Source organism: Microbacterium sp. 05T445, assembly GCF_056395865.1.
In genome coordinates this window covers 238701-263087 of record NZ_JBFTKJ010000002.1, presented here as the reverse complement: position 1 = coordinate 263087, position 24387 = coordinate 238701, and the positions used below count along the sequence as shown (strand labels likewise).

Here is a 24387-nt window from a genome sequence, read left to right as displayed (position 1 = left end):
GGTGACCGATCCGAAGCCGCCGGCCGGACGGCCCGCCTCCGAACCACGGGCGGGCACCGGCGGCGAGCCGCCGAAGACGCCGCCGGCGCGGCCCACGCTCGCCAATCCCAACACCGCGCCGGTGCTGGCCAAACTGACCCCGCCGTTCTCGATCCGCGTCGCGGAGCTGTTCTGGATCCTCAGTTTCATCGGCGGCGGCTTCGCCATCGTCTACCTGTTCATCATCCGCAAGGAGCAGCTTCCGCTGATCTCGGACGCGGTCAGGACCGTCGATGCGACACGCAGCGAACAGACGTACGCGACCGCCGCAGACATCGTCTTCTGGTCCGTGTTCGGCGTGCTGGTGGGCGTCCTGCTGGTCCAGATCACGCTGCTGGTGTCCTTCATGGCACGCCGGCCGCAGATGCGGTGGTGGCAGCTGCTGACGTGGGTGGTCCAGGTCGTCACGATCGGGCTGGCGCTGGACATCGTGCTGACCGGCGAGCGTGCCGCACCGCTGCGGCTGATCCTGGCCGCGCAGTGCGCACTCGTGCTCCTTGCGCTGCTCGCGAGCGTGATGCCGAAGGCGCTGGCCTGGTCAGCGCGGAAGCACGACGTCGTCCGTCAGCAGCCAGGTGAGGTCCGCGGCGGGGGATGATCCGGCGCCGGCGCCCGCTGCGACCTGCTCGAGGCTGCGGATGACGACGTGGCACAGGCCGACCGCAGCGCGCTCCGTGAGCGGGGACTCCGCCACCGCGCGCCATCGCGCGAGCAGCTCCTCGGCGCGGCCTCGCACCGCCGCGTGGCCCGCGGTCGCATCGAGGCCGACGCGCACGGCGTCGTCGCCGCCCGCGCCGCCGACGATCCGCTCCGCCTCAGCCATGAGCCCGGGCGGCAGCGGGTATCCTCCGGCGCGTGTGCGTGAGAGCACCGCCAGCTCGCGCAGCGAGTGGGTCGTGGCGAAGATGCGTTCGATCTCGGCGAGAAGGACGTCCGATCCCGGTCGCGGGCGCTCGCGCAGCACCTCATCGAGTCCGGGGAGCACGCCGTACACCTTCAGCGTGTCGGCTCGGGAACGGAAGTGATCTCGCATCAACGCCTGCAGCGTCGTGAGCCCGCTCTGCTGCACGAGCCCGTCGGCGAGCGCGGTCGACGTCGACGCGCCTCCTCGGATCAACGCGGCCGACAGGCGGATGCCGAACAGCCCGAACCTCGCCAGCAGATCCCGCCGCTTCGACTCGGACAGCGGCGTGACCCCCTCGAGCGACGCGAAGCGATCGGCCGAGACGAGGAGACGCTCCCGGGTGTCGCGCTCGAGCAGCGCGATGCCGGACAGCGCACGGAACTCGTCTTCGCGGAGGGTGCGCGCCGTCTCCGCGAGGAGCCCTGCCACCGGAACGACGTCCAACGCGAGCGCGCGCAGCTCGGTGTCGTCCGCGTAGCGGCGCGCCACCTGACCCGCCGACACCAGCGAGTCGATGCGCGCCGAACCCACCTCGTCCGCACGCGAAAGCACGACCACCGCGTTGACGGTGAGCGAGCCGCCCATCGACACGTCGCGGAAGGCTTCGAGGAACCCGCGGTCGGACGAGTGAAGATGGCGCATGAGGTAGATGACCGCGTCTGCGGCGGAGGCGCTGCGGCGCTGCGTCAGGAATCCGTGCGCACGGGCGGACACGTCGGTCGACAGCGACGCGATGCCCGGTGTGTCGATGAGGATCACCGAGCGCAGGCTCTCGGACGGCCACCCCACGTCGATCCAGTCCACTTCGTCAGCGGTGGTGGCGCCCAGGTCGAGCGTCATCCGCCCTCCCTCCCGCTGGAAACGGAGACGCCGCGGCTCCCCCTCGCGAGGATGCAGCGTGACGGTCGGCGTGTCTGCCCGTCGATACCAGGTCACGACGCGGGTGCACTCGCCGGCATCCGTCGCGGCGAGCACCTCTCCGAGCAGCGCGTTGAGCAGGGTCGATTTGCCCGCCTTGACCATTCCCGCCAGCGCGATGCGCAGCGGCCCCTGGAGGCGCCGGTCGAAACCCGCGATCACCGAGGTCGCCTCCGGGTCGTCCGCGTAGAGCTCGAGGGCCCGCTGCGCCACGTGTCGCGCGTCGGCCAGGGCCGGCTCCCTCATCGTTCCGGACCCCTCATCGGGTCACCGCTCGCGTCCGCGCCGCTGTCACGGGCAGCGGCATCGGCGATGGTGCGACCTCTGCGCGAAGCCCGTCGAGCTGCCGCAGCTGCATGCGCAGCTGCTTGACCCGCTCTTCGCGCTTGCCGCTCTCGACTCCCGCCGCCTGCTTCGCAGCCGTCACCGCCTCGGTGAACGACCGGTGCAGCTCGTCCGCCATCGCGCCGAAGTGGTCGCGGGCGCCGCGCTGGACCATCCGCAGCCGATCCTTCAGCTGCTTGCCCGCCTGGAAGACCACCTCATCGATGTGCTTGCGCACGATGTTCTTCGCCTCCGCCTGTCGTCGGGCGAGCCGGGCGCCCATGTCCTCGCGGAATGCGCGCCTGCCGACGATCACGCCGGCCAGCAACGACAGCGGGTTGATGAGCGGAAGCCCGATGAGTCCGGTCGCCAGCCCGACCATGAGCACACCGCCGTACGACCCGCGCACGCCGATGAAGATCTTCTCGGCCGCGCTCATGCGACCCTCGTCGAGGGCGCCGATCGCATCGACGGGATCGAGCACGCCGGCGGCGTCGGCCACGTCGATCGCGGGAATGCTCTCCTCACCCTCGAGGAACAGCTCCGCCACCTGCTCCGACAGCCACCGTGCGCGCTCGTCGGTCCATACGAACGTCTCCGACACCGCTGCCGAGATCCGTTGATCGAGCCACTCCGTGATCTCGTCCCAGATCGGGCCCGGGTCGCCGTCGTCGATGGATGCCTCGGCCTCGCGCTGCACCTTGCGCAGCCGATCGCGGAGGTCGTGCTCCATGTCGGCGATCAGATCGGCGACGCCATCGGTGAGCGTCACCTGCCACCGTGCCGAACGGCTCCGGAACTCATCGGCACGCGTCTTCGCCTCCTCCAACTGGAAGAGGAGCTGAGGCGTCACCTCCGGGTCGACGAGGGCGGTCAGCTCCGAGCGAAGAGCCATCGTCAGCTGATCCACGACGGAGGCGAGGTCGTGCACGGCGCTGCGCTCGTGGATCAGCTCCGCACGTTCGAGGATGTCCTGACGCAGATGCGTCACGAGCGCCGGGAAGCCCGATTCGTCGTTCAGGTCGGCATCCTGTTGCTGCGCAGCGAGCAGGCGCAGGTCACTGGACACGGCGAAGATCGGGATGTCGCCGATGTGGGTGAGGTGCCCACGGTCGATGTGCTCGATCTCCCGCCACTGCGGGTAGAGGTCGGTCTTGGCGAGCACCGCCGCGACGTTGGGCGACACCCGCATGGCGTGGCGCAGGAACTGCATCTCGGGCTCGGTGTACTCCTGCGACGCATCGGAGACCAGGATCACCGCATGGGCGCTGGACAGCGCCGACAGGGTGAGCAGTGCGCTGCGCGAGTCCAGCCCGCCGACTCCCGGCGAGTCGACCAGCCGCAGTCCGCCGCGGAGGATCTCGCGCGGGAGCAGTACCTCGGCCGACACGATGCGGCGCACGTTGTCGGGATTGCCCTTGGCAGACACGTACTCGGCCAGCTCCGTCAGCGGGATGCTCTCGCGACGGGGTTCCCCGCGCGTCTCGCCCTCGGGCTGGACGAGCACCGTCGCCGACGGCTCGGCCGCGTAGCCGACCGTCGTCGGAACGGTCGTCGCGATGTCGTCGTCGACGGGGCACGCGGGGGCGTTGACCAGCGCGTTGACCAGCTTGCTCTTGCCCTGCTTGAACTCCCCGACGACGATCACGCGGACGTGCGGGTCGCGCAGTCGGTCGCGCGTGTTCACGAGCCGTCTCACGAGATCGCGCCGCCCCGCCTGCGCTGCCGCCCGGCCGACCTTGTCCACCAGGTCGAAGAGGGCGACATCGCGTCCTCCGGGGGCGGCGCCGTCAGAGCTCACGCCGGCGTGCGCAGATGCGGTCTGATGCTCGTCGGCCAACGGATCGGTTCCCTCACGCCTCGGATGACTGCGATGCCGGTCGTCACACCGGGAAGTCGTACGCGCCCGGACCGGGGTCGAATCCGACGTCCGGCGAGGCGTCCGCACCCCACAGCGCGTCGGCGTCGACATCCCAGTCGGATGCCGTGACGTTCACGATCTCGTCCGTGAACGCGTTCGCGAAGGGGTCGTCGTCGACGACGTCCTCCTGCGGAGCCCAATCGACGGCGGAGTCGTCGATGTCGGCGGCCACGTGCGCACTGGCGTCGGCGGACATGCCGTCGACGTCCTCCCAGTCGGCGCGATCCGCCATTGCGCTCGCCTCCTTCGCCGGTCGTGTCTCCGGCGTTCGTTCCTCAGTATCCCTCTCCGGCCGCGGCGCCGGAAGCGGGTGCGCGGCTCGCGACGGTGAGCGCGTGCGCCCGGCCGCCGAAGTGGCCGGGCGCGCTCCCCCAGTCCCCCCGTCGCAGCGAGCGGTGCTGGCGCACCCGATCGCTCAGTGGCGATCGGGTGCGTTGCGTCCGTCAGAAATCGAACTCGTTCTGTTCGGCGTCGGGGCTGTTCACGATGCCGTTGTTCTCGAGGTCGACATCGACGTCGGTGTCGTACTCGTTGAACGAGTCGGCCAGATCCGCGTCGAGCGAGTTGTCCTGGAACGAGTCGTCGACGTCCACGTCGGTGTTCGTCGAGCTGTCCTCGTTGAACGAGTCGTCCAGGTCGACATCCACGTCGGTGGAGTTGTCGGAGTTGTCGTTGAACGAGTCGTCCAGGTCGACATCCCAGTTCGTCGAGTTGTCGGAGTTGTCCGAGTTGTCCGAGTTGTCGGAGTTGTCGGAGTTGTCCGAGCTGTCGTTGAACGCGTCCGAGATGGCCACGTCGACCGGGTTGAAGGAGTCGTCGATGTCGACGTCGATGTCCCAGTTGGTGGAGGCGTCGACGTCCGCGTCGTCACCGGCGGCGACCGCGCCGTCACCGGAGGCCATCCCGCCCTGCTGGCCGAAGATCTGCGAGACCGAGCCGTTCGCCCAGATGTTCTGGTTGACCGACTGGTCGAAGATCGCCGACCGGTTGTCGATCGTCAGCCCACCTGCACCCGCCGCGAGACCCGCACCGCCGGCGCCGCCCCCGAGGTTGAGGTCACGGAAGCCCGTCGAGTACTGACGTACGCCCGTGGTGATGGAGTGGTCGTTCAGGGTCTGCTCGTTGAACGAGTCCGTGATGGCGACGTCCACGTCGGTGGAGTTGTCGTTGTACGAGTCGTCGGTCGAGTTGTCGGTCGAGTTGTCGGAGTTGTCGTTGAACGAGTCGTCGACGTCGAGGTCGAGATCCACGTCGGTCTCGGTCGAGTTGTCGGAGTTGTCGTTGAACGAGTCGTCGACGTCGACGTCGACGTCCGTCTCGGTCGAGTTGTCCGAGTTGTCGTTGAACGAGTCGTCGGTGTCGGTCGAGTTGTCGGTCGAGTTGTCGGAGTTGTCCGAGTTGTCGGAGTTGTCCGAGTTGTCGGAGTTGTCCGAGTTGTCGTTGAACGAGTCCGCGACGTCGAGATTGGTCTGAAGACCCAGCAGGTTGGTGTTGTCGTCGGCCATGATGTTCTTCCTTCTTGACAGGTGCCAGTCGGCTCTTGATCCGAGTGTGCTGTCGAGCGCGCGCCACGGCATCGGGAGTGATCCCGCACTCTCCGTCGGGGGACAAGGGGTTCCGGTAGGGGGTGCCGGGGATCCCTGGGGGCCGTGGCCGTAGGCTCAGCAGGTGGAACTTCGCGAACTCGAGGCGCTGCTGACCGCCGAGGGGCTGCGCCTGCTCGACGCGATGCCGGCGATGGACTCCTCCGACGATGTGGCGCGTGCGGTGACACGGCTGCGACGTGACGGTCACTCCCCCGATCTGGTGTCGGCGGTCGTCGGGCAGGCGCGACTGCGCACCCGGGCGCGGACGAAGTTCGGCGATCTGGCCGAGCGGATGCTGTTCACGCGGGCCGGTCTCGAGCAGGCCACACGGCTGCCGATCGCCGCACGGCATGCGGCGCGGTTCCGCGACGCCGGGTTCACCCGTGTCGCGGACCTCGGCTGCGGCATCGGCGGCGACGCCCTGGGCCTGGCGGCGCTGGGCCTGCGGGTCGCGGCGGTGGACGCCGACGAGGTGACCGCGGCGATCGCCGCCTACAACCTCGCCCCCTTCGGCGACGACGTCGAGGTGCGCCACGGCACCGCCGAAGACGCGGACCTCGACGGCATCGACGCGGTGTGGCTGGACCCCGCCCGTCGCACCGCCGGCCACAGCGAGACCGCACGCACGCGCCCCGAGGACTGGTCGCCGTCGCTGGACTGGGTCTTCGATCTCGCGCGCCGCCGGCCGGTCGGCGTCAAGCTCGGCCCGGGCCTGGACCGCGAGCTCATCCCCGGCGATGTCGAGGCGCAGTGGGTGAGCGCCGACGGCTCGACGGTCGAGCTCGTGCTGTGGTCGGGAGCACTCGCGCGCGAGGGGGTGCGCCGCGCCGCCCTCGTCATCCGCGGCGACAGCGCCCACGAGCTGACAGCGGACACGGATGCCGCGGACGAACCTGTCCGCGAGCTCGGCGCCTTCCTGCACGAACCCGACGGCGCCGTCATCCGCGCTCGCCTGATCGGCGAGGTCGCCCGCTCCCTGGAGGCCGGGATGCTCGACGAGCACATCGCCTACCTCACCTCCGACGCCGCGCTGACCTCGCCGTTCGTGGCGACCTTCCGCGTGCGCGAGGTGCTGCCCGCCGACGAGAAGGCGCTGGCGAAGGCGCTGCGCGCGCGCGACATCGGACGCGTCGAGATCAAGAAGCGCGGAGTGGATGTCGATCCTGCGGCGCTGCGCACCCGGCTCAAGCTGCGCGGCTCGCAGTCGGCGACGCTCATCCTCACCCGGGTCGGCGCGCGGCGCCTGGCGATCCTCGCAGACCGCGTCTGAGCGCGGTGGCTCCGCGGGCGCTCAGCCGATGAGGTTCGCGCGCAGCGCGGCGTACAGCAGCCAGCCCGCGCTGTAGAGGATCGACGCGGCCCCCAGGCAGATCGCCCACATCGCGACGGCACGGCTCTCCAGCGGCCGGCGCAGCGCGACGATCGCGAGCACGACGGCCACGACGCCGAGCGGGAACCCCCAGCCGACGAACAGCGACGCCACCAGCCCGACGATCGCGAACCCCAGGGCCCACCCGGCGAAGCCGCGCAGGATCGAGGACGACTCCGATGCGGGCCACGACGTCGCGTCGGGGGTGAACTCGCCGCCCGGCTCGGCGGGGGCCGATTCCGTCGTCACCGCGACGGGCGCCGTCGGCAGGCGCAGGAACCCGCCCCGGTGCACACCGGGCAGCGGCGACGCGTCCTGCGCGAGGTCGACGTCCGGAGACACCGGAGCGACCGTCGGTCCCGCGGCCGCCGTCTCGGTTTCCGGCGCGGGATCGGATGCCGGGGGCTCGGCCCGCCCGGCGCCCGCGCCCGCCGTGGGCGTGGCCGCGTCGTCGGGGGACGGCATCCGTTCGCCGGTCATGCCGACTCCGCCACCTGGATCTCGGTGACCGGCAGCGTCGAATCCGCTCCGAAGCCGAGCGTCGAGGGGGCACGCCCCGACATGATGAGCTCGGAGGTGAGCGCCGCGATCATCGCGCCGTTGTCGGTGCACAGGGACAGCGGCGGGATGCGGACGGTGACGCCCTCCGCGGCCGCGCGTTCGAGGGCGACGTCGCGCAGTCGCCGATTGGCGATGACGCCACCGCCGAGCAGCAGACGCGGCACGCCGTGGTCGCGGCATGCCGCGAGGGCCTTGGTGACGAGCACGTCGACCACGGACTCGCGGAAGCTCGCGGCGACGTCGGCGACGGGCACCTCCTCGCCCGCGGCGCGGCGCTGCTCGACCCAGCGGGCGACGGCCGTCTTGAGCCCCGAGAACGAGAAGTCGTAGCGATGGTCCGCCATGTCGGAGGCGCGAGAGAGTCCCCGCGGGAAGGGGATCGCCTTCGGATCTCCGGATGCCGCGGCCCGGTCGATCTCGGGACCGCCCGGGTACGGCAGACCGAGCAGGCGGGCGACCTTGTCGAAGGCCTCCCCCGCGGCGTCGTCCATCGTCTCGCCCAGCAGCTCGACGTCGGTGGTGAGGTCGCGCACCAGCAGGAGCGAGGTGTGACCGCCGCTCACCAGCAGCGCCACCGTCGGGTACTCCAGCGGCGGGGCGTCCGCGTCGAGGATGTCTGCGGCGATGTGCCCGACGAGATGGTTGACGGCGTACAGCGGCTTCTCGAGCGACACCGAGAGCGCCTTGGCCGCGCCGACGCCGACCATGAGGGCACCGGCGAGCCCCGGACCGCTCGTCACGGCGACGGCGTCGAGGTCGGCGAGCGCGACCCCCGATTCGGCGAGCGCCGCCTCGATCGACGGCTGCAGCGCCTCCAGGTGCGCGCGGGCGGCGACCTCGGGCACGACCCCGCCGTAGCGGGCGTGCTCGTCCATCGAGCTCGCGATCGTGTTCGACAGCAGCGTACGGCCGCGGACGATGCCGATGCCGGTCTCGTCGCAGCTCGTCTCGATGCCGAGCACCAGCGGTTCGACCCGGTTCACGTGCACACCCCTCCGTCGCCGTCGCGGCCGTTCCAGCCGCGCAGGTCGAGCTTCATCACCACGGCGTCGACGTCGTCGGGCTGGTAGTAGCGCGGCTTGCGGCCGATCTCGTGGAACCCCTCCGAGACGTAGAGCGCCTGCGCGACGGGGTTGTCGGCCCGCACCTCGAGGAACACGTCCGAGACGCCGCGCCGGTGGGCCTCCGCGAGCAGCGCCCGCAGCAGCGCGCGCCCCCGACCGCGGCCCCGCGCCGCCTCGGCGATCGTGATGGTCTGGATGTCGGCATCCCGCGCTCCGCCGACCGCGCGCAGCCCTGCGTACCCGACGAGGCGCCCGGCCTCGTCGTCGACGACGTACCAGCCGTGCGGCGAGGCGAGCTCTTCGCGCATCATCGCCTCGGACCACGCGTCGGTCGGGAACGAGGCGCGCTCGAGCGTCATGATGGCGGCGAGGTCGTCGCCGGTCGCGCGGCGGAGGGTCACGCGACCACCCGCTTCGGCGCGTGCGGCAGCGTCACGTCGGGCGAGCGCAGGTACAGTGCGTCGGCCGGTCCGATCGTGCGTCCGGCGGCGAGCGCACGGGCGGCGGCGAGCGCGAGCATCCCGGCGGGGATGCGCTCCGCGTCGCGACGCATCGCTCCGGCCTGCGCCAGGCGAGCGTCCAGCTCGTCGCGTGGCGTCAACGCGGGGTCGGCGAGGCGCCGCGGCAGACCGTCGTCGTCGAGCCCGCGGTACAGCGTGTACGCGAACTCGCGCCGGCGGGCGTCGGTGACGACCGCGAACGCGAGGTCGGCGGCATCCTCGTAGCCGCCGGTGAGGGCGTCGTGGATCAGGAGCTCGAGGGCGGCCGCATCGTGGCTGACCACCGGCACGACCGGCACCCCGCAACCCAGCGCGAACGTGCGCGCGGCGGCGATCCCCACGCGCAGGCCGGTGAACGGCCCGGGACCCATGCCTGCGGCGACATGCGTGATCGCGGCGGGGGTGACGGATGCCTCCGCCAGCGCCTGCTCGATCAGCGTGCCGATCACCTCGGCGTGGCCGCGCGGGTCGGAGCTGTGCACCTGCGAGCGCACGACGCCGTCGGGTTCGACCACGGCGACCGCGGAGCCGAGGGACGTGTCGATGCCGAGGATCACGCCTTCCAGGGTAGTCGGCGCGCGGCGGTGATCGCCCGGGAGAGGACCGCCGTCACCCCAGCGGGGCGCGCAGCGGGTAGTCCTGGTCCTCGAGGATGACCTGCGACGCGGCCCCGGTCGTGCGGTTGATCACGACGGGCGCCAGGAGATTGACGGTCACGCCTGCGCCGGTCGGCCGGGCGACGGCCAGCAGCATGGCCTCGTCGGGCGTGGTCAGCCCGAGCCCGGCGGTCTGCGCGTCGGAGAGGATCGGTGCGTAACCGTCCACCACGGTGCCCGGATCGACCAGGTACAGCCTCGGATCGCCCGCATCCACGGCCCGCATGGTGAACAGCCCTTCGGCGCCGTCGACCGGGTCGAGGGCGAACTCCGTGTGCGGCGCGAGCCCGGGCGGCGGCGCGATGAACGTCAGCCGCGCCGTCATCGCAGGTACTCCAGCAGCGACGGCTGGAGCACGCGCCCCGTCACCGCCAGTGCCGAGCGGTACACGAGTTCCTGCGCCTGCAGCCGCACCAGGACCTCGACCGAGTCGACGTCCTCCACCCCCGCGCGGCGCGCTTCGAGTGATACCGAATCCGCCAACTGAGCCCCCCTCGCTCGTTCGATCTGAGATTGTCGCGCCCCCACGGCGCCCTGCGCACTGAGCATAGTGGTGAGCCTCTGGTCGATCTCACCCAGTCGCGCCCCCGTGTTCACCCCGGAACGCAGATCGGCGACGACGTTGTCGAGGAGGGCGAACACGGATGCCGCGCCCTCACCGAACACCTCCGCGCCGTTCATGTCGACGCGCACGGTCGCGCTGTCGGACAGCCGCCGTACGACCTCCGAACCGGTGGCGCCGTTGAAGCTGTAGTCCGCCGCGAAGGCGGCACCGGCATCCGACGTGCCGGCGAAGACGGTGCGCCCGAGCAGGCTCGTGTTCGCCTTGGCGAACAGCTCGGCGCGGATGCCCTCGAGCTCGACGGCGATGGCCTCCTTCGCGGTCGCGTCCAGCGCGCCGTCGTTGGAGCCCTGCAGCGTCAGGTCGCGGGCGCGCCCCAACAGGGACGTCGATGCCGTGATGGCGCTGTCGATGGTGGTGACCCAGGCCAGGCCGTCGTCGATGTTGCGCCTGTACTGTTCGACGCGGCGCTGCTCGGCGTGCAGGCCCAGGGCGGTCGCTGCGGCGGCCGGGTCCTCCGACGGCACGGAGAACGCCCGTTGCGAGGTCGCCTGCTCCTGGAGCCGCGCGAGCTCGGACAGGTTGGCCTGCAGGTGGCGCATCGCCGCCTGGGTCATCCCGGGGGCTGTCACACGCGAGATCATGATGCTCCTCCGTTCATCGGCCGACCACGCCCATGCGGTTGATCACGACGTCCAGCGCCTCGTCCACGGCCGTCAGCACGCGGGCCGCGGCCTGGTACGCGGTCTGGTACGTCATCAGGCTGATCGTCTCCTCGTCGCCGTCGACGGCGGCGACCGACTGCTGCGCGGCGATCGCCGTGGCCGTCGTCTTCTCGGACAGCCGAGCGCGCTGCACGTCTCCTGCCGTGGCGACGCCGAAGCTCATCACGCGATCGGTCCACAGTGCGTCCGGCGACCCGGGGCCGCGTCCGAGCTGCGAGAGGGCGTCGGCGTTGGTCCCGTCGTTGGCCCCGGCACCGGGCGCCGCCAGCGCCAGGTCGGCCGCGGAGCCGATGGCCACGCTCAGGCCGAGCGCCGCCGGTCCCGCCGGATCGAGCGCGAAGAAGTCGCCGCCGGGCAGACCGGAGGCCGTCGCGCCCGCCCGATGCTGCGCGTTGACCTTGCCTGCGATCGCCGTCGCGAGGGAGTCGTAGGTCCGGGCGAGCCCGGCGAGCATCCCGCCGTCGTCGGCCGGAGCGAGCACGGAGAGCATGCCTCCCAGCTCGCCCGCCGTCACGGGGACGTCGACGCCCGGTGCGTCCGCCCACGAGATCGCGACCCGGCCGGCCGCCTCGATCGAGGTCGGCCCTGCCGCCACGAGCCGGCGAGCATCGACACCGGCGACGAGGGCGTTGCCGTCGAGCCGGACGGTCATCGTGCCGTCCGCCTCCAGCGCGGCGGTGGCGCCGGACAGGCGCGCGACATCCTGCGCGAGCACGCCACGTCGATCCATCAGCTCGTTGGCGGACCGGCCCGAGGCGAGCGCATCGCGGATCTCGCGGTTGAGCGCGGCGATCTGATCGGCGGCGGCGTTGACCTGCTCCACGGTGCGATCGACCGAGGCGCGCGCATCCGTCCACTGCCCGGCGACCGCTCGATAACCCGATGCGATGTGCTGGGCGAGCTCCTTGCCGGACTCGAGCACGACCGCGCGCGCCGCACCCGAGTCGGGCGTGTTCGCGAGATCCTGCCACCCGGCCCAGAACTTCGACAGCCGAGCGGACAGCCCGTCGGCGGTGGGCTCGGCCAGGGCCTTCTCGGCCGCGGTGGCGGCCAGCGCCCGGGTCGACCAGTATCCGGACGCGGCGACCGTCTCGCGCACTCGTCCGTCGAGCACGGCGTCGCCCAGGCGCGCGATGCCGGTCACGGCCACGCCGTTGCCGGCGGCGACGCCGGTGCTGAAGCGACCGAGCTGCGCGACCGGTCCGACCGCGTGGGTCGTCACGCGCTGGCGCGTGTACCCCTCGGTGTTCTGGTTCGCGATGTTCTGCCCGACGACGTCCATGCCCCGACGTGCGGCGGCCAGCGCCGAGGCGGCCGTGCTGATCCCGCTGAATGTCGACATGCTGCCTTCCTGGTCACATGTTCGTGTCGACGATGCGGGCGGAGTCGTCTCGCGCCCGATCGCCCTGATTCGTGTACGCGCCCGTGTCGATGCCGAGCGATGCGACGGTCTCCTGCGTCGCCCGGAGCGCGACCCGCAGCTGCTGCTCGTTCGCGTCGCGCAGCTGCCCGATCTCGGCCGTGAGCTGCGTGAGCGCGCGCAGATGCTCCGAGAACACGTCTCGCCACGGCCCTTCGGGCGCGTGGTCGATCAGCTCGCGAAGGGTCGCCCCTTCGGGGGCTCCCCAGGCGTCCGCGACGGCCTCGGACTCTACGACGCGCGCCATACCCGAGACCTGCAGTCGTTCGATCACCTGTTCGATCTCACGCGTGGCGAACTGGACCCAGCGCGACCTGCCCGCCGCCAGGAGCAGCTGTTCCTCCTCCAGTTTGAACAGCAGCATCTCCAGCAGTTCGCGCTCGCGCCATAGCTGCATAGAAAGCTCGTTTGATCCCATGAATGATCCATCTCGCCCAGTGAGTGGTCCGTCGTCCGACGGTTCAGCAGACACTATCGGCCGCGTCGTGAACCTGGTTACATGAGAATTGTGTGAGGGTTATGTGAGAGTTTGATGAGAAACTGCGGTGAGCCACACGCTCGTCGCATCGATGGAGGCCCACAACCCGCCTCCTGCCCGTCGTCCGGTCCGGTCCAGACTTTAGAGAGGTTTCCGAGATGCCGACGAGCGCCGAGCGCAATCGACTCATCGAAGAGAACCTTCCCCTCGTCGGCTACCTCGCCTCCGAGACCCACGCCAGAGCGACCCACATCCCGCGGGAGGAGCTGGCCTCCGCCGGCGCCCTCGCGCTCGTGATGGCGGCGGATGCCTTCGACCCCACGCTCGGCGTGCCCTTCGGCGCCTACGCCCGGCGGCGGATCCTCGGCGCGTTCGCCGACGAGATGCGCGCCATGGACTGGGCGTCCCGCGGCATCCGCAAGCGCATCAAGGAGACCGTGGCGGTGCGCGAGACGCTCACCTCCGGACTCGGCCGCACGCCCACCGTCTCCGAGCTGGCCACGGCCATGGGCATCGCCGAGGACGCGGTCGCCGAGGCCCTCGCCGACGCCGACCGCACGGTCACGACGCTGGACGAGCCGACCGCGAGCGAGCTGCCCGCCGACCTGCTGCTGCCGGAGGAGTCCCTCGTGCTGCGCGAGCGCCGACGGGTGCTCGAGTGCGCCATCGTGGCCCTCCCCGACCGCATGCGGCGGATCATCCAGGCGGTGTACTTCGACGAGAGGCCCGTCAAGGAGATCGCCGAGGAGCTCGGGGTCTCGCACTCGGCGGTGTCGCAGCATCGCTCGGAGGCGGTGCGTCTGCTGCGCGACGCCCTGGAGCTGTACTTCGGGGAGGCGACGCCTCCCGCCCCCGCCTCCCGCGTGTCCCCAAGCGCCCGCGAAGCCTTCTTCGAGCGCATCGCGCAGGCGCTGCGCGCCGGGCGGACCGATGCGGTGCCCGACCACGTGCCCGCGATCGCCTAGCCGTCCTCGCCGGCGCGGCTAACGCATCCCCCGACTCCGCCGATAGGTGTCATCGGAGCCCACGGAAGGGCTCCAGCTCGACCCAGTCACGGAGGAGAACCCATGGGTATGCAGATCAACACCAACGTGTCGGCGCTCAACGCCTACCGCAACCTCTCGAACACGCAGAACGACCTGTCGAAGTCGCTCGAGAAGCTCTCGAGCGGTCTGCGCATCAACCGTGCGGCGGATGACGCCGCGGGTCTGGCGATCTCCGAGGGCCTGCGCTCGCAGGTCAACGGCCTGAACGTCGCGTCCCGCAACGCCCAGGACGGCATCTCGGTCATCCAGACCGCGGAAGGCGCCCTGACCGAGGTCCACTCGATCCTGCAGCGTGTCCGCGACCTCGCGGTCCAGGCCGGCAGCGACTCGAACAACGCCGACTCGCGCGCCGCGATCAAGACCGAGATCGACGCCCTCGGCGACGAGCTCACGCGCGTCGCGGCCAGCACGAACTTCAACGGCATCAAGCTGCTCTCGGGCGGCAACACGCTGACGTTCCAGGTCGGTGCCGGCGCGGTCGCGGCTGAGGACCAGATCTCGATCGCGCTGACCGACTTCGCGGGCCTGGGCGCCACCGTCAAGGGGCTCACGGTCGACACGGCGGCCAACGCGCTGACCACGCTCGCGGCGGTCGACACTCAGATCAAGTCGGTCTCGACGGCGCGTGCCGGCTACGGTGCGCTCCAGAACCGCTTCGAGTCGACCATCAACAGCCTGAACGTCTCGGCGGAGAACCTGGCGGCGGCCGAGAGTCGCATCCGCGACACCGACATGGCGTCGGAGATGGTCAAGTTCACGTCGGCGAACATCCTGTCGCAGGCGGGCACGGCCATGCTGGCCCAGGCCAACCAGGCCAACCAGGGCGTGCTCCAGCTCCTGCGCTGAGCCCGTCTGATCCGGGTGGGGAGCCGTCGGCTCCCCACCCGGATCGTCCCTCCTCGAACCCGGAAAGGCGCCCATGGGATTCTCGATCGACGGTCTCGTCTCCGGTCTGAAGACCACCGAGATGATCAAGGCCCTCATGGATGTGCAGGCCATTCCGCGGTCGCTGCTGCGCGCCAAGATGGACGACAAGAACACCGTCATCAGCCAGCTGCAGACCCTCAACACCTCGATCCAGGACCTCGCGACCCGCGCCGGGAAGTTCACCAAGCCGGACGCCGTCGCGCTGTTCACCGGCCGAGCGTCCTCCGACGCCGTCACCGTCAAGGTCGGCACGGGTGCCGCGCCGCTGTCGACGGAGGTCGTCGTCGACCGCCTCGCGCAGGCCCACGCGGTCGTCACCGCGCCGTTCACGTCGTGGCCCGACGATCCGCCCGTGCTGACGGTCGAGAACGCCGCGGGCGAACGCGTGCAGATCACCGCGGCATCGGCATCCGCCCGCGACGTCGCACGCGCCCTCACCGACGCCGACCTCGGCATCACCGCGACGGCCGTCCCGGTGACCGTGGCGGGCGTGGCGCAGTACCGGCTGCAGCTCACGGCGACCGACACCGGCGCGGCCGGCGCCTTCCGGGTGTACCGCGGCGACGTCTCCGCCGTCCAGGCCGGCACCGCCACCGACCTGTCGACGCAGCCCGGCGCCGCCGTCACGTCCACCGGGACGGACGCGCAGGTCCGGCTGTGGGCCGGAACACCTGCGGAGCAGGTCGTGACCTCGGCGACGAACACCTTCACGGGGCTGTTCCCCGGGGTGGACGTCTCCGTCTCGAAGGCGTCGGCGACGCCGGTGCAGATCACCGTCGGGGCCGACACCGAAGGACGCACCAAGGCGGCCGGCGAGTTCATCGACGGCATCGCATCGATCCTGGCGCGGATCGCGAAGGGCTCCACCGCGACGGTCGCCACCGACGCCGGCGGCACCACGAAGCTCGGCGTGTTCACCGGCGACAGCACCGTGCGCGCCCTGCGCCAGGCGCTCGGCGACGCGGTGCAGCATCCCATCGGCGGGGTCTCCCCGTCGAGCATCGGCATCTCGATCGACCGGTACGGCGTCCTCGCCTTCGACGAGAAGAAGTTCGGCGAGGCCGTGGCCGCCGACCCCGACCGGGTGACGTCGATGCTGGCAGGCGTCGCCGCGCGGGTGGAGGAGACGGCCACGGCGTACTCCGACCGATACGACGGCCTGCTCACCGCCCGGATCACCGGCCAGCAGGACGAGGTCAAAGCGCTCGGCGACCAGATCGTGCGCTGGGACGTCCGCCTCGAGCAGCGCAAGGCGACGCTCGAGCGCACCTACGCGCGGCTGGAGACGATGATGTCGCAGATGCAGGCGCAGTCGTCCTACCTCGCCTCGCAGCTGGACAGCCTGCGCGGCTCCGGGTCGGGATCGAAGTCGTGAGCACCGGCGCCGCCCTGCGGGCGCAGCAGCGCTACCGCGACGATGCCGTGCTCTCGGCGCCGCCCGAGCGCCTGCTCACGATGCTCTACGACCGCCTGCTCCTGGACATCGAGCGCGGCGAGGCCGCCCAGCGCGCGGGCGACTGGCAGGAGGCATCCGCGCAGCTGCTGCACGCCCAGTCGATCGTCGCCGAGCTGTCGTCGTCCCTCAAGGACACGTGGGACGGCAGCGCGGGACTGCGGGGGCTGTACGCGTTCCTCTCCCGCACGCTGATCGACGCCAACGTCGGCCGCGACGCCGAGCTCACCCGCGCGTGCCGCGACCTCGTGGCACCGCTGCGGGACGCGTGGCACGCGGCCGCCGACACCCTGTCCGGAGCGACCTCGTGACGGATGCCGCGACGGCCGAGTGGACGGCGCTGCTGGACCGCTTCGAGCGCGACCTCGACGGGACGGAACCGGTCCTCGGCCCGTGGCAGCTGCCCACGGCACCGCTGCCGGCGGAGCTCGCCGCACGCGCGGAAGACGTGCTGCGCCGGCAGCAGGAGCGCATGCGCCGCATCCGGGACGAGCTCGACGGCGTCCAGGAGCAGCTGACCGCTCTCCGGCAGGTGCCGGCGGCCAGAACCGACGCCCCGGTGTATCTCGACGTCGATGCGTGAGCTCGCCTAACGAACCCGGACGCACCGCCGATAGTGCATGTCGAGCAGGGATCGCTCGACGCAGCGGCCAGGGATCGGCCACCGCCCATCGACGGGAAACGGGTTCGTGTTCGACTCTGTGAGCATCTCCGCGCTGACGAGCGCGCTCGACGGCCTCTCACTGCGCCAGCGGGCCATCGCCGACAACATCGCCAACATCAACACCCCGGGCTATCACGCCAAGCGCGTCGCCTTCGAAGAGGCGCTGGCCGCCGCGGTCCGCTCCGGCGACGGCAGGGTGTCGCCGAGCGTCGCGGAGTCCCTCGAGCCGACGCGCCTGGACGGCAACAACGTCAACCTCGACACCGAGACGCTCTCCAGCATCGACACCGTGCTGCGGTACCAGTTCGCATCGCAGGCCGTGAACGGCTCGTTCTCCTCGGTGCGCACCGCGATGAGGACCACGTCATGACCTTCGACGCCATCGGCATCGCCGGCACCGGGCTGACCGTGCACCGCAAGTGGCTCGACGCGCTCAGCGACAACATCGCCAACATCAACACCGCGGTGGCGCCGGGCGACGAGGCGTTCCGGGAGCGGTACGTGCTCGTGCAGACCGGCCAGAACTCGCCCGGCGTGTACGTCGCCGGCACCGCGCTCGGCGACGCGCAGGGCCGGCTCGTGCACCAGCCCGACCACCCGCTCGCCGACGAGAACGGCTATGTGCGCCTGCCCGACATCGACTTCGGCTCGCAGATGAGCCAGCTCATCCTCGCCCAGCGCGGCTATCAGGCCAGCGCCGGCGTCGTCGACCGCGCCCGCAACGCCTACGAGGCGGCGCTGCAGATCGGACGCGGCTGATGGATGCCGTCTCCCGCGTCGAGGGGATCGTCTCGGCCCTCGCACAGACCTCGCCCACGCAGCCGGCGGCCGCATCCGACGGCTCCGGGTTCGCCACCAGCATCGCCCGCGCGATCGACGACCTGCGCGCCGTGCAGTCGCAGTCCGAGACGCTCGGCGTCGCCGCCGTCACCGGCGACCTCAACGACATCCACTCGGCGATGATCGCGTCCACGCGCGCGGCGGTCACCCTCGAACTCGTCGCCGCCGTGCGCAACAAGGGCGTCGACGCCTTCAACGAGATCATGAGGATGCAGGCCTGATGCCGCAGCCGGTCGCCCGGGCGTTCCAGCGGGTCAGGGACGTCATCGCGGGGTTCTCCCTGGCCCAGCGCACGATCGCCATCATCGGCGTGGCCGGCGTCGTGCTCGGGATCATCGCGCTGTCCAGCTGGCTGTCCCGGCCCACCTACACCCCGCTGTTCTCCGGGCTCAGCGCCGCAGACGCCAACGCCGTGGTGGAGCAGCTGCGGTCGGCCTCCGTGCCGTACGAGCTCGCCGACGGCGGTGCGACCGTGCTGGTGCCCGAAGAGCAGGTGTACGACCAGCGGCTCGCGGCGGCGGCATCCGGTCTTCCCAGCGAAGGCTCCGATGGCTACTCGCTCCTGGACGACATGGGCGTGACGACATCCGAGTTCCAGCAGTCCGTCACGTACAAGCGCGCCATCGAGGGCGAGCTGGCGGCGACGATCTCCTCGCTGGAGGGGGTGACCGCCGCCTCGGTGCAGCTGGCGATCCCCGAGGAGAGCGTCTTCGTCGCCGAGAAGGTCGCCCCCACGGCGTCGGTGTTCGTCGAGACCCGCAACGGCACGACGCTGTCGCCGACGCAGGTGGAGGCCATCGTGCACCTGACCTCCGCGTCGGTCAGCGGCATGGAGCCGACCGACGTCACGGTCGTCGATCAGGCGGGGCACACGCTCTCGGCCGCCGGCATGGACGTCGCCGGCGGCGCCGATCGGCAGGCGAGCGATTACGAGGCCCGCGTCACCACCAGCGTGCAGCAGATGCTCGACTCCGTGGTCGGCACCGGCAACTCGACGGTCACCGTGGTCGCCGAGATCGACCGCTCTGTCAGCGAGCGGCTCGACGAGACCTACACGCCGTCCGACGGCGCCCCGCCGGTGTCGGAGCAGACCCGCACCGAGACCCGCACCGGCAGCGGCGGCGACGCCGGGGTGCTCGGCCCCGACAACATCGCCGTCCCTGAGGGTGAGGACGGGTCGACGTACGAGTCCACGGAGCAGACGCGCAACAACCCCGTGAACAAGACCGTGGAGACCACGACGACCCCGGCGGGCTCGCTCACCCGGCAGTCGGTCTCGGTGGCCGTGGACGCCGACGCCGGCAGCACGGTGGGCGTCGGCAAGCTCACGGAGCTCATCAACGCGGCCGCCGGGATCGACGACACCCGCGGCGACGTCGTCGCCGTCGAGCTCGTCCAGTTCGGGGCGACGGATGCCGAGGCCGCCCAGGCGGCACTGCAGGCGGCGAAGGATGCCGCGGATGCCGACCGGCTGGGCGCGCTGCTGCGGGCCGCGGTCATCGCGGCGGCGGTCGCCGTGCCGCTCATGGTCGGCGTCGTCGCCCTCATCATCCGCGCGCGCCGGCGCTCGAGCCCGGCTGCGGAGTTCGACCGGCTGTTCGGCGAGCGTCCGCCGCCGCTGTCGGCGCTCACCGCCGCCGCCGAGACGGCCGCGCTGACCGCGGCGGCGCCGACCGTGCCGCTGTCGATCGACGCGCCCGAGCCGGAGCCTGCGGCGCCGCTTGGCCTGGAGCCCGAGCCCGACCCCGAGCCCGCCCAGATCAGCCTGCAGCGCCGCCGGGCCGAGCTGGACGCCCTCACGCGTGCCGATCCCCGGCGCACCGCCGAGCTGCTGAGCGGGCTCATCGACGTAGGGCAGCGCGTATGAACGTCCTGACGAGCCGGCAGACCGCCGCCGTCGTACTGATGAACCTCGACCGCGCCCAGGCGGTCGAGGTGATGCGGCACCTCTCCGAGGCCGAGGCCGAGGCCGTCGCGGCCGAGATCATCGGTCTGCAGGAGCTGGATGCCGCCACCACGGCCGGCGCGCTCGGCGCGTTCCAGCGGATCGTGGCCGGGCAGCTTCCTCCGGCACGCGGCGGCCGCGACGTCGCCGCCGGACTGCTCGAAGCCTCGCTCGGTGCCGAGCGCGCCTCCGCCGTGCTGGGACGGGCCAGCAGCGGGTCCAACCCGTCGTTCGAGTTCCTCGCCGACGCCGAGCCCGAGCAGCTGGCGACGCTCCTGGACGGCGAGCTGCCGCAGACCGTCGCGCTGGTGCTCGCCCACCTCCCTCCCGATCACGCGGCGGCGGTCCTGGCCGAGCTGCCGGACACCGCTCGCACCGACGTCGCGCAGGCGATCGCCACGATGGGCACGGCGACCCAGGAGGCGATCTCGATCGTCGCCGACGCGCTGCGCGCGCGGACCGGCGTGTTCGCCTCGCGCAAGGCGCCCGAGACGCTCGGCGGCGTCGAGCCGCTCGTCGAGATCATCAACCGCTCCGACGCCGGGATCGAGAAGGCGCTCCTGGAGAGCATCGAGGCCCGCGACAGCGCATTGGCGGAGGACATCCGCTCGCGCATGTTCACGTTCAACGACATCGTCAAGCTCGAGGACCGTGACGCCCAGCGGGTGCTACGGGGCACCGACATCCGTTCCCTCGCGCTCGCACTCAAGGGCGCGAACCAGGCGATCGCCGACGTCATCCGCCGCAACGTCTCGGAGCGCAACCGCGAGAACCTCGACGAGGAGTCGCAGGCCCTCGGCCCCGCCCGCATGTCGCAGGTGGAGGAGGCGCGCGCCGAGATCGTCCGGACGATCCGCGCGCTCGAGGCGGCCGGCGACATCACCGTGCAGCGCTCCGACGAGGACGAGTATGTCTACTGACGCCTTCGCACCCGCGAGCTTTCCGCGCCTGCTGCCGTCGTCGGCGCAGGCCGAGCGGGAGCGCGAGAGGGTGCGCGGGTACGCCGACGGTCACGCCGAGGGGTACCGCGTGGCCACCGCGGCGGCCGCCGCGGCGCAGGCGCGGGCCGACGCCGACCGCGCGGCACGCGAGGCCGAGCAGGCGCGGGCCGTCGAGGCCGCCGTCCGGGCGCTGCGCACCGCGACCGACGCACTGCAGCGTCGGGCCGCGGCGCTGACCGCGGCCACGCAGACCCAGGTCTTCGCGCACGCCGTCGAACTGGCGGAGCTGATCCTGTCGGCGGAACTGGCCGAGGGCGAGGCATCCGCGTCCGCGGCACTCCGCCGCGCGGTGGCGGCGGCCGACGGCGAGGACGTGCGGGAGGTGCGCCTGCATCCCGACGATCTGCGCGTGCTCGAGGGCGCGGGCACGTGCCCGGTCGACCTGGCCTTCACCGCCGACGAGTCCCTCTCGCGCGGCGACGCGATCGTGACGCTCGAGGACGGCCTCGTCGATGCGCGCATCCGCGCCGCGCTCGAGCGGGCACGACGTGCGCTGGAGGCCGGATCGTGACCCGGTGGGCCGCGGTACGGGATGCCGCACGGCCGGAGCGCGTCGGGCGGGTCTCGCAGGTGCAGGGCCTCAGTGTCGGCATCCGCGGCCTCACCAGCGCGGTCGGCGACATCGTCGTCATCGGCGACGGCGTCCGCGCGGAGGTCGTGGCGACCGGTCACGACGGGCTGCGGTGCATGCCCCTGGCCCCCGCGCCGGGGCTCACGGTGGGAAGCGAGGCACGCACGCTCGGCGCGCGGCTGCGCGTGCCGGTGGGCCCGGCGCTGCTCGGTCGCGTGCTCGACGGACTCGGCGAGCCGATCGACGGCAAGGGCCCTATCGACGCGCCCCGCGTCACCCTCGACCACGAGCCGCCGCCGATCATGGGCCGCGACCGCATCGCCGTCCCGATGCCGTCGGGCGTCCGCACGATCGACACGCTCGTCCCCATCGGGCGCGGGCAGCGGGTCGGCCTGTTCGCCGGATCCGGCGTGGGCAAGTCCTCGCTGCTGTCGATGGTCGCGCGCGGGACGGCGGCCGAGGTCAGCGTGATCGCGCTGGTCGGCGAGCGTGCGCGTGAGGTGCGCGAGTTCATCGAGGACGATCTCGGACCCGAGGGGCTCGCGCGCTCGGTCGTCGTCGTGTCGACGTCGGACCAGCCCGCGATGGCGCGCCTGCGCGCGGCGTTCACGGCGACCCGCATCGCGGAGGCGTTCCGCGACGCCGGATCCCATGCCGTGCTGATGATGGACTCGCTGACCCGGGTGGCGATGGCGCAGCGCGAGATCGGGCTGTCGGCGGGAGAGCCCCCCGCGACACGGGGGTACCCGCCGTCGACGTTCTCGCTCCTGGCCGGACTCCTCGAACGCGCCGGCACCGACCGCGGCGGCTCCGTCACCGGCATCTACACCGTGCTCGTCGACGGCGACGACCACAACGAGCCCGTCGCCGACGCGGTGCGCTCGATCCTGGACGGTCACATCGTCCTGGACCGCACGCTCGCCCACTCGGGCCACCACCCCGCGATCGACGTGCTGGCGTCGGTGTCGCGCGTGGCCGGCAAGATCACGAGCGCTCCGCAGCGCCGGCTGGCCTCGAGCCTGCGCGCCGTGCTCGCCGCGCGGCACGGCGCGCGCGACCTCGTCGACATCGGGGCCTACCAGGCCGGCGCCAACGCCCGCGTGGATGCGGCGATCGCGAACGAGCACGCGATCTCGGCGTTCCTCACCCAGTCGCTGGACGAGGCCGCCACGGCCGACGAGTCGTGGCGGCGCCTGGACGACCTCGTCTCGGCCTTCGGAGGTGCGATATGACCCGCGGCTTCTCGCTCTCCGGCCTGCTGCGGGTGCGCACGATCCAGGAGCGGGCGGCGGCCCAGCGCCTCTCGCGGGCCGCCATCGAGGCGGATCAGACGGCCGCGCGGGATCGGCATCTGCGCGCGGCGCTGTCCGCGAGCGGGTCGGATGCCGCCGACGTCCGCTCGCTCGCCGCACTCGCCGCCGCGCGTGTGGCGGCCCGATCGCTGCTCGCCGACCTCGGATCGATCGCCGAACTGCAGCAGGCGGCCCTCAGCGATGCCCGCGGCGACCACGAGGACGCCCGCCGGGAGATGCGCGGCATCGAACGCCTCGCCGAGGCGCACGCCGTGCGCGAACGCGCGACGGAGGCGAAGGCGGAGCAGGCCGAGCTGGACGAGATCGCCGCACGCACCGCAGAAGGGGGACGACCATGACGCTCATGGGCATCGTCGAAGGCCTCGACCCGGCAGCCCCCGCCAACGCGCCCCGCGGGCGGGCGGCATCGCCGGCGACCGCGCTCGCGTTCGCCGCCGCGGTCACGCAGGTGCAGACCTCGGCCGACGGCGTGGCCGCGCCCCAGCCGGAGGACACGAAGACGGATGCCGCCGTGCCCGAAGAGGATGCGACGACGGCGGCCGCCGCGCTGCTGCCCGGCGCCGCGCCCTCTCCGCTCCCCGACAGCGCCGCGGCGGGGGCCCTCGCCATGGCGGCGCCGCCCGCGGCTCTGACGACGCCGACCGCGCCGGCGACGGAGTCGACGGAAGCGACCGCCGTGACGGGCGTTCCCGCACCCGCACCGTCGGATGCCGCCGTGACGCCGTCCCGCCTCGGCGCCGCCGGCGCGCCTGCGATCCCCGAGCACCCGGCAGCCACCGCTGTCGCGTCGGGAGCGGAGGCGAAGGCGGATGCCGCACCGCCCGCCCCGTCGAGCACCGCCGCCGTGGCACGGCAGGACGCGCCGACGCCGGCGAGGTCCGCGGCAGCGGCATCCGTCGACACCGTCCCCTCTCCTCGCGCGGCAGGCGTCGCGGGCGTGCCCGCAGCGACGGCACCCGCCGTCTCCCCGCCGGACGCGGTCGGCGACGCGACGCGGGACGCGGCATCCGACGGTCCCCCGGCCGGCCCTCCGGCCGCACCCGCGGGCGCTCCCTCGACGTCCGCGCCGCCCGGCCTCGCCGCTCCGGCGCCCCTCACGCCGGTCTCGGCGGCCACGGTCGCGGCGGCCGCTCCGGCCGAACGCGGAACGCCCGCGGGGGCCCCGCCGCTGCGGCAGCAGCTGTCCGATCCCGTCGTCGCGCTCGCGCGGTCGACGGACGGCGAGCACCGGATCACCCTCACGGTCGCCCCCGAGAACCTGGGCCCCGTGACGGTGCGCGCCCGCATCGCCGCCGGGTCGATCCACATCGAGCTCCACGCCCCGTCCGACATCGGGCGCGAGGCGCTGCGCGCGGTCCTGGCCGATCTCCGTCGCGATCTGGCCTCGGCCGCCCCGCACGCGTCGCTCGCCGTCGCCACCCAGGACACCGCGCCGGGCTCCTCGAGCTCCACCCACTCCCAGACGCCCGGCGGCCATGCGACGCCGTCAGATCGCGGAAGCGACGGCCGGCAGCATCCGACCGCCCGGCCGGCGCCCGTCCCCCTCCCCGAACCGCCGACGACGCCGCCCGCCGACGGCATCGACGTCTACGCCTGAACC

Annotated in this window: 28 protein-coding genes; 16 read left to right on the top strand and 12 right to left on the bottom strand. The window is 72.2% G+C overall.

Annotation, left to right across the window (positions count from 1 at the left end; genetic code table 11):
* Position 1: 1 nt before the first annotated feature.
* Positions 2-637: a hypothetical protein gene (locus AC1DDU_RS10790; protein ID WP_477433917.1), complete on the top strand. Its 636-nt coding sequence runs from the start codon at positions 2-4 to the stop codon at positions 635-637.
* Here the strand turns inward: AC1DDU_RS10790 and AC1DDU_RS10785 are convergent.
* The 4 genes from AC1DDU_RS10785 to AC1DDU_RS10770 form a co-directional block, all read right to left on the bottom strand.
* On the bottom strand, positions 578-2107 hold the full coding sequence (locus tag AC1DDU_RS10785) for a GTPase (RefSeq protein ID WP_477433915.1): 1530 nt from the start codon (positions 2105-2107) through the stop codon (positions 578-580). The genes AC1DDU_RS10790 and AC1DDU_RS10785 overlap by 60 nt on opposite strands.
* A gap of 13 nt (positions 2108-2120) precedes the next feature.
* Positions 2121-3986, bottom strand: a complete 1866-nt coding sequence (locus AC1DDU_RS10780) for a dynamin family protein (RefSeq protein WP_477433913.1) — start codon at positions 3984-3986, stop codon at positions 2121-2123.
* 82 nt (positions 3987-4068) lie between these two features.
* Complete coding sequence (locus AC1DDU_RS10775) at positions 4069-4338, bottom strand: hypothetical protein (RefSeq protein WP_477433911.1); 270 nt, start codon at positions 4336-4338, stop codon at positions 4069-4071.
* Between the two features lie 211 nt (positions 4339-4549).
* A complete protein-coding gene (locus AC1DDU_RS10770) occupies positions 4550-5611 on the bottom strand; it encodes a hypothetical protein (RefSeq protein WP_477433910.1) in 1062 nt (353 codons plus the stop codon).
* Between the two features lie 163 nt (positions 5612-5774).
* Here AC1DDU_RS10770 and AC1DDU_RS10765 point away from each other — a divergent pair, with 163 nt between their 5' ends.
* Positions 5775-6962, top strand: coding sequence for a THUMP-like domain-containing protein (locus tag AC1DDU_RS10765; protein ID WP_477433908.1), 1188 nt, complete (start codon positions 5775-5777; stop codon positions 6960-6962).
* Positions 6963-6983: 21 nt separating this feature from the next.
* Here AC1DDU_RS10765 and AC1DDU_RS10760 read toward each other — a convergent pair whose 3' ends face one another.
* Genes AC1DDU_RS10760 through AC1DDU_RS10725 form a run of 8 tightly spaced genes read right to left on the bottom strand, consistent with a single transcriptional unit; the run spans position 6984 to position 12967 of the window.
* Positions 6984-7541 (bottom strand): hypothetical protein, encoded by a 558-nt coding sequence (locus AC1DDU_RS10760; RefSeq protein WP_477433906.1) that lies wholly within the window; start codon positions 7539-7541, stop codon positions 6984-6986.
* Entirely contained in the window at positions 7538-8605 is a 1068-nt protein-coding gene (tsaD, locus tag AC1DDU_RS10755; RefSeq protein ID WP_477433904.1) for a tRNA (adenosine(37)-N6)-threonylcarbamoyltransferase complex transferase subunit TsaD, read from the bottom strand. The genes AC1DDU_RS10760 and tsaD overlap by 4 nt, the downstream gene beginning before the upstream one ends.
* Entirely contained in the window at positions 8602-9087 is a 486-nt protein-coding gene (gene rimI, locus AC1DDU_RS10750) for a ribosomal protein S18-alanine N-acetyltransferase (protein WP_477433902.1), read from the bottom strand. The genes tsaD and rimI overlap by 4 nt, the downstream gene beginning before the upstream one ends.
* Entirely contained in the window at positions 9084-9743 is a 660-nt protein-coding gene (gene tsaB / locus AC1DDU_RS10745) for a tRNA (adenosine(37)-N6)-threonylcarbamoyltransferase complex dimerization subunit type 1 TsaB (protein WP_477433901.1), read from the bottom strand. The genes rimI and tsaB overlap by 4 nt, the downstream gene beginning before the upstream one ends.
* A gap of 52 nt (positions 9744-9795) precedes the next feature.
* Positions 9796-10167 carry a flagellar assembly protein FliW gene (gene fliW, locus AC1DDU_RS10740; RefSeq protein WP_477433899.1) on the bottom strand — a complete coding sequence of 124 codons (372 nt, stop codon included), beginning with the start codon at positions 10165-10167 and terminating at the stop codon, positions 9796-9798.
* Positions 10164-11048 carry a flagellin N-terminal helical domain-containing protein gene (locus tag AC1DDU_RS10735; protein ID WP_477433897.1) on the bottom strand — a complete coding sequence of 295 codons (885 nt, stop codon included), beginning with the start codon at positions 11046-11048 and terminating at the stop codon, positions 10164-10166. The genes fliW and AC1DDU_RS10735 overlap by 4 nt, the downstream gene beginning before the upstream one ends.
* 13 nt (positions 11049-11061) lie before the next feature.
* Positions 11062-12471, bottom strand: a complete 1410-nt coding sequence (gene flgK / locus AC1DDU_RS10730) for a flagellar hook-associated protein FlgK (RefSeq protein WP_477433895.1) — start codon at positions 12469-12471, stop codon at positions 11062-11064.
* Between the two features lie 13 nt (positions 12472-12484).
* On the bottom strand, positions 12485-12967 hold the full coding sequence (locus AC1DDU_RS10725; protein WP_477433893.1) for a flagellar protein FlgN: 483 nt from the start codon (positions 12965-12967) through the stop codon (positions 12485-12487).
* Positions 12968-13185: 218 nt separating this feature from the next.
* On the opposite strand from AC1DDU_RS10725, the gene AC1DDU_RS10720 reads away from it, so the two are divergent.
* From AC1DDU_RS10720 to AC1DDU_RS10655, 14 genes are all read left to right on the top strand, one after another.
* A complete protein-coding gene (locus tag AC1DDU_RS10720; protein WP_477433891.1) occupies positions 13186-13992 on the top strand; it encodes a sigma-70 family RNA polymerase sigma factor in 807 nt (268 codons plus the stop codon).
* Between the two features lie 102 nt (positions 13993-14094).
* Entirely contained in the window at positions 14095-14919 is an 825-nt protein-coding gene (locus AC1DDU_RS10715; RefSeq protein WP_477433889.1) for a flagellin N-terminal helical domain-containing protein, read from the top strand.
* Between the two features lie 73 nt (positions 14920-14992).
* Positions 14993-16375 carry a flagellar filament capping protein FliD gene (fliD, locus tag AC1DDU_RS10710; protein ID WP_477433887.1) on the top strand — a complete coding sequence of 461 codons (1383 nt, stop codon included), beginning with the start codon at positions 14993-14995 and terminating at the stop codon, positions 16373-16375.
* Complete coding sequence (gene fliS / locus AC1DDU_RS10705; protein ID WP_477433885.1) at positions 16372-16764, top strand: flagellar export chaperone FliS; 393 nt, start codon at positions 16372-16374, stop codon at positions 16762-16764. Before fliD ends, fliS begins: the two co-directional genes overlap by 4 nt.
* Positions 16761-17036 carry a hypothetical protein gene (locus tag AC1DDU_RS10700; protein ID WP_477433883.1) on the top strand — a complete coding sequence of 92 codons (276 nt, stop codon included), beginning with the start codon at positions 16761-16763 and terminating at the stop codon, positions 17034-17036. The genes fliS and AC1DDU_RS10700 overlap by 4 nt, the downstream gene beginning before the upstream one ends.
* A gap of 106 nt (positions 17037-17142) precedes the next feature.
* Positions 17143-17487: a flagellar basal body rod protein FlgB gene (locus tag AC1DDU_RS10695; RefSeq protein WP_477433881.1), complete on the top strand. Its 345-nt coding sequence runs from the start codon at positions 17143-17145 to the stop codon at positions 17485-17487.
* Positions 17484-17876 carry a flagellar basal body rod protein FlgC gene (locus tag AC1DDU_RS10690; RefSeq protein WP_477433879.1) on the top strand — a complete coding sequence of 131 codons (393 nt, stop codon included), beginning with the start codon at positions 17484-17486 and terminating at the stop codon, positions 17874-17876. Before AC1DDU_RS10695 ends, AC1DDU_RS10690 begins: the two co-directional genes overlap by 4 nt.
* Positions 17876-18178, top strand: a complete 303-nt coding sequence (gene fliE / locus AC1DDU_RS10685; RefSeq protein ID WP_477433877.1) for a flagellar hook-basal body complex protein FliE — start codon at positions 17876-17878, stop codon at positions 18176-18178. The genes AC1DDU_RS10690 and fliE overlap by 1 nt, the downstream gene beginning before the upstream one ends.
* Positions 18178-19824 (top strand): flagellar basal-body MS-ring/collar protein FliF, encoded by a 1647-nt coding sequence (fliF, locus tag AC1DDU_RS10680; RefSeq protein ID WP_477433875.1) that lies wholly within the window; start codon positions 18178-18180, stop codon positions 19822-19824. The genes fliE and fliF overlap by 1 nt, the downstream gene beginning before the upstream one ends.
* On the top strand, positions 19821-20822 hold the full coding sequence (gene fliG, locus AC1DDU_RS10675; protein WP_477433873.1) for a flagellar motor switch protein FliG: 1002 nt from the start codon (positions 19821-19823) through the stop codon (positions 20820-20822). The genes fliF and fliG overlap by 4 nt, the downstream gene beginning before the upstream one ends.
* Positions 20812-21414, top strand: coding sequence for a FliH/SctL family protein (locus AC1DDU_RS10670; RefSeq protein WP_477433871.1), 603 nt, complete (start codon positions 20812-20814; stop codon positions 21412-21414). Before fliG ends, AC1DDU_RS10670 begins: the two co-directional genes overlap by 11 nt.
* Positions 21411-22706: a FliI/YscN family ATPase gene (locus AC1DDU_RS10665; protein ID WP_477433869.1), complete on the top strand. Its 1296-nt coding sequence runs from the start codon at positions 21411-21413 to the stop codon at positions 22704-22706. The genes AC1DDU_RS10670 and AC1DDU_RS10665 overlap by 4 nt, the downstream gene beginning before the upstream one ends.
* Positions 22703-23125: a flagellar export protein FliJ gene (locus AC1DDU_RS10660; protein WP_477433867.1), complete on the top strand. Its 423-nt coding sequence runs from the start codon at positions 22703-22705 to the stop codon at positions 23123-23125. The genes AC1DDU_RS10665 and AC1DDU_RS10660 overlap by 4 nt, the downstream gene beginning before the upstream one ends.
* On the top strand, positions 23122-24384 hold the full coding sequence (locus AC1DDU_RS10655) for a flagellar hook-length control protein FliK (protein ID WP_477433865.1): 1263 nt from the start codon (positions 23122-23124) through the stop codon (positions 24382-24384). The genes AC1DDU_RS10660 and AC1DDU_RS10655 overlap by 4 nt, the downstream gene beginning before the upstream one ends.
* The last annotated feature ends 3 nt before the right edge of the window (positions 24385-24387 follow it).

What these genes read in the sequence shown, in the direction of transcription:
- AC1DDU_RS10785 (WP_477433915.1), bottom strand. Translation starts at nt 2,107, where the DNA reads ATGAGGGAGCCGGCCCTGGCCGACGCGCGACACGTGGCGCAGCGGGCC.
- AC1DDU_RS10775 (WP_477433911.1), bottom strand. Translation starts at nt 4,338, where the DNA reads ATGGCGGATCGCGCCGACTGGGAGGACGTCGACGGCATGTCCGCCGAC.
- AC1DDU_RS10770 (WP_477433910.1), bottom strand. Translation starts at nt 5,611, where the DNA reads ATGGCCGACGACAACACCAACCTGCTGGGTCTTCAGACCAATCTCGAC.
- AC1DDU_RS10760 (WP_477433906.1), bottom strand. Translation starts at nt 7,541, where the DNA reads ATGACCGGCGAACGGATGCCGTCCCCCGACGACGCGGCCACGCCCACG.
- fliW (WP_477433899.1), bottom strand. Translation starts at nt 10,167, where the DNA reads ATGACGGCGCGGCTGACGTTCATCGCGCCGCCGCCCGGGCTCGCGCCG.
- AC1DDU_RS10735 (WP_477433897.1), bottom strand. Translation starts at nt 11,048, where the DNA reads ATGATCTCGCGTGTGACAGCCCCCGGGATGACCCAGGCGGCGATGCGC.
- flgK (WP_477433895.1), bottom strand. Translation starts at nt 12,471, where the DNA reads ATGTCGACATTCAGCGGGATCAGCACGGCCGCCTCGGCGCTGGCCGCC.
- AC1DDU_RS10725 (WP_477433893.1), bottom strand. Translation starts at nt 12,967, where the DNA reads ATGGGATCAAACGAGCTTTCTATGCAGCTATGGCGCGAGCGCGAACTG.
- AC1DDU_RS10720 (WP_477433891.1), top strand. Translation starts at nt 13,186, where the DNA reads ATGCCGACGAGCGCCGAGCGCAATCGACTCATCGAAGAGAACCTTCCC.
- AC1DDU_RS10715 (WP_477433889.1), top strand. Translation starts at nt 14,095, where the DNA reads ATGGGTATGCAGATCAACACCAACGTGTCGGCGCTCAACGCCTACCGC.
- fliD (WP_477433887.1), top strand. Translation starts at nt 14,993, where the DNA reads ATGGGATTCTCGATCGACGGTCTCGTCTCCGGTCTGAAGACCACCGAG.
- AC1DDU_RS10690 (WP_477433879.1), top strand. Translation starts at nt 17,484, where the DNA reads ATGACCTTCGACGCCATCGGCATCGCCGGCACCGGGCTGACCGTGCAC.
- fliE (WP_477433877.1), top strand. Translation starts at nt 17,876, where the DNA reads ATGGATGCCGTCTCCCGCGTCGAGGGGATCGTCTCGGCCCTCGCACAG.
- fliF (WP_477433875.1), top strand. Translation starts at nt 18,178, where the DNA reads ATGCCGCAGCCGGTCGCCCGGGCGTTCCAGCGGGTCAGGGACGTCATC.
- fliG (WP_477433873.1), top strand. Translation starts at nt 19,821, where the DNA reads ATGAACGTCCTGACGAGCCGGCAGACCGCCGCCGTCGTACTGATGAAC.
- AC1DDU_RS10670 (WP_477433871.1), top strand. Translation starts at nt 20,812, where the DNA reads ATGTCTACTGACGCCTTCGCACCCGCGAGCTTTCCGCGCCTGCTGCCG.
- AC1DDU_RS10660 (WP_477433867.1), top strand. Translation starts at nt 22,703, where the DNA reads ATGACCCGCGGCTTCTCGCTCTCCGGCCTGCTGCGGGTGCGCACGATC.
- AC1DDU_RS10655 (WP_477433865.1), top strand. Translation starts at nt 23,122, where the DNA reads ATGACGCTCATGGGCATCGTCGAAGGCCTCGACCCGGCAGCCCCCGCC.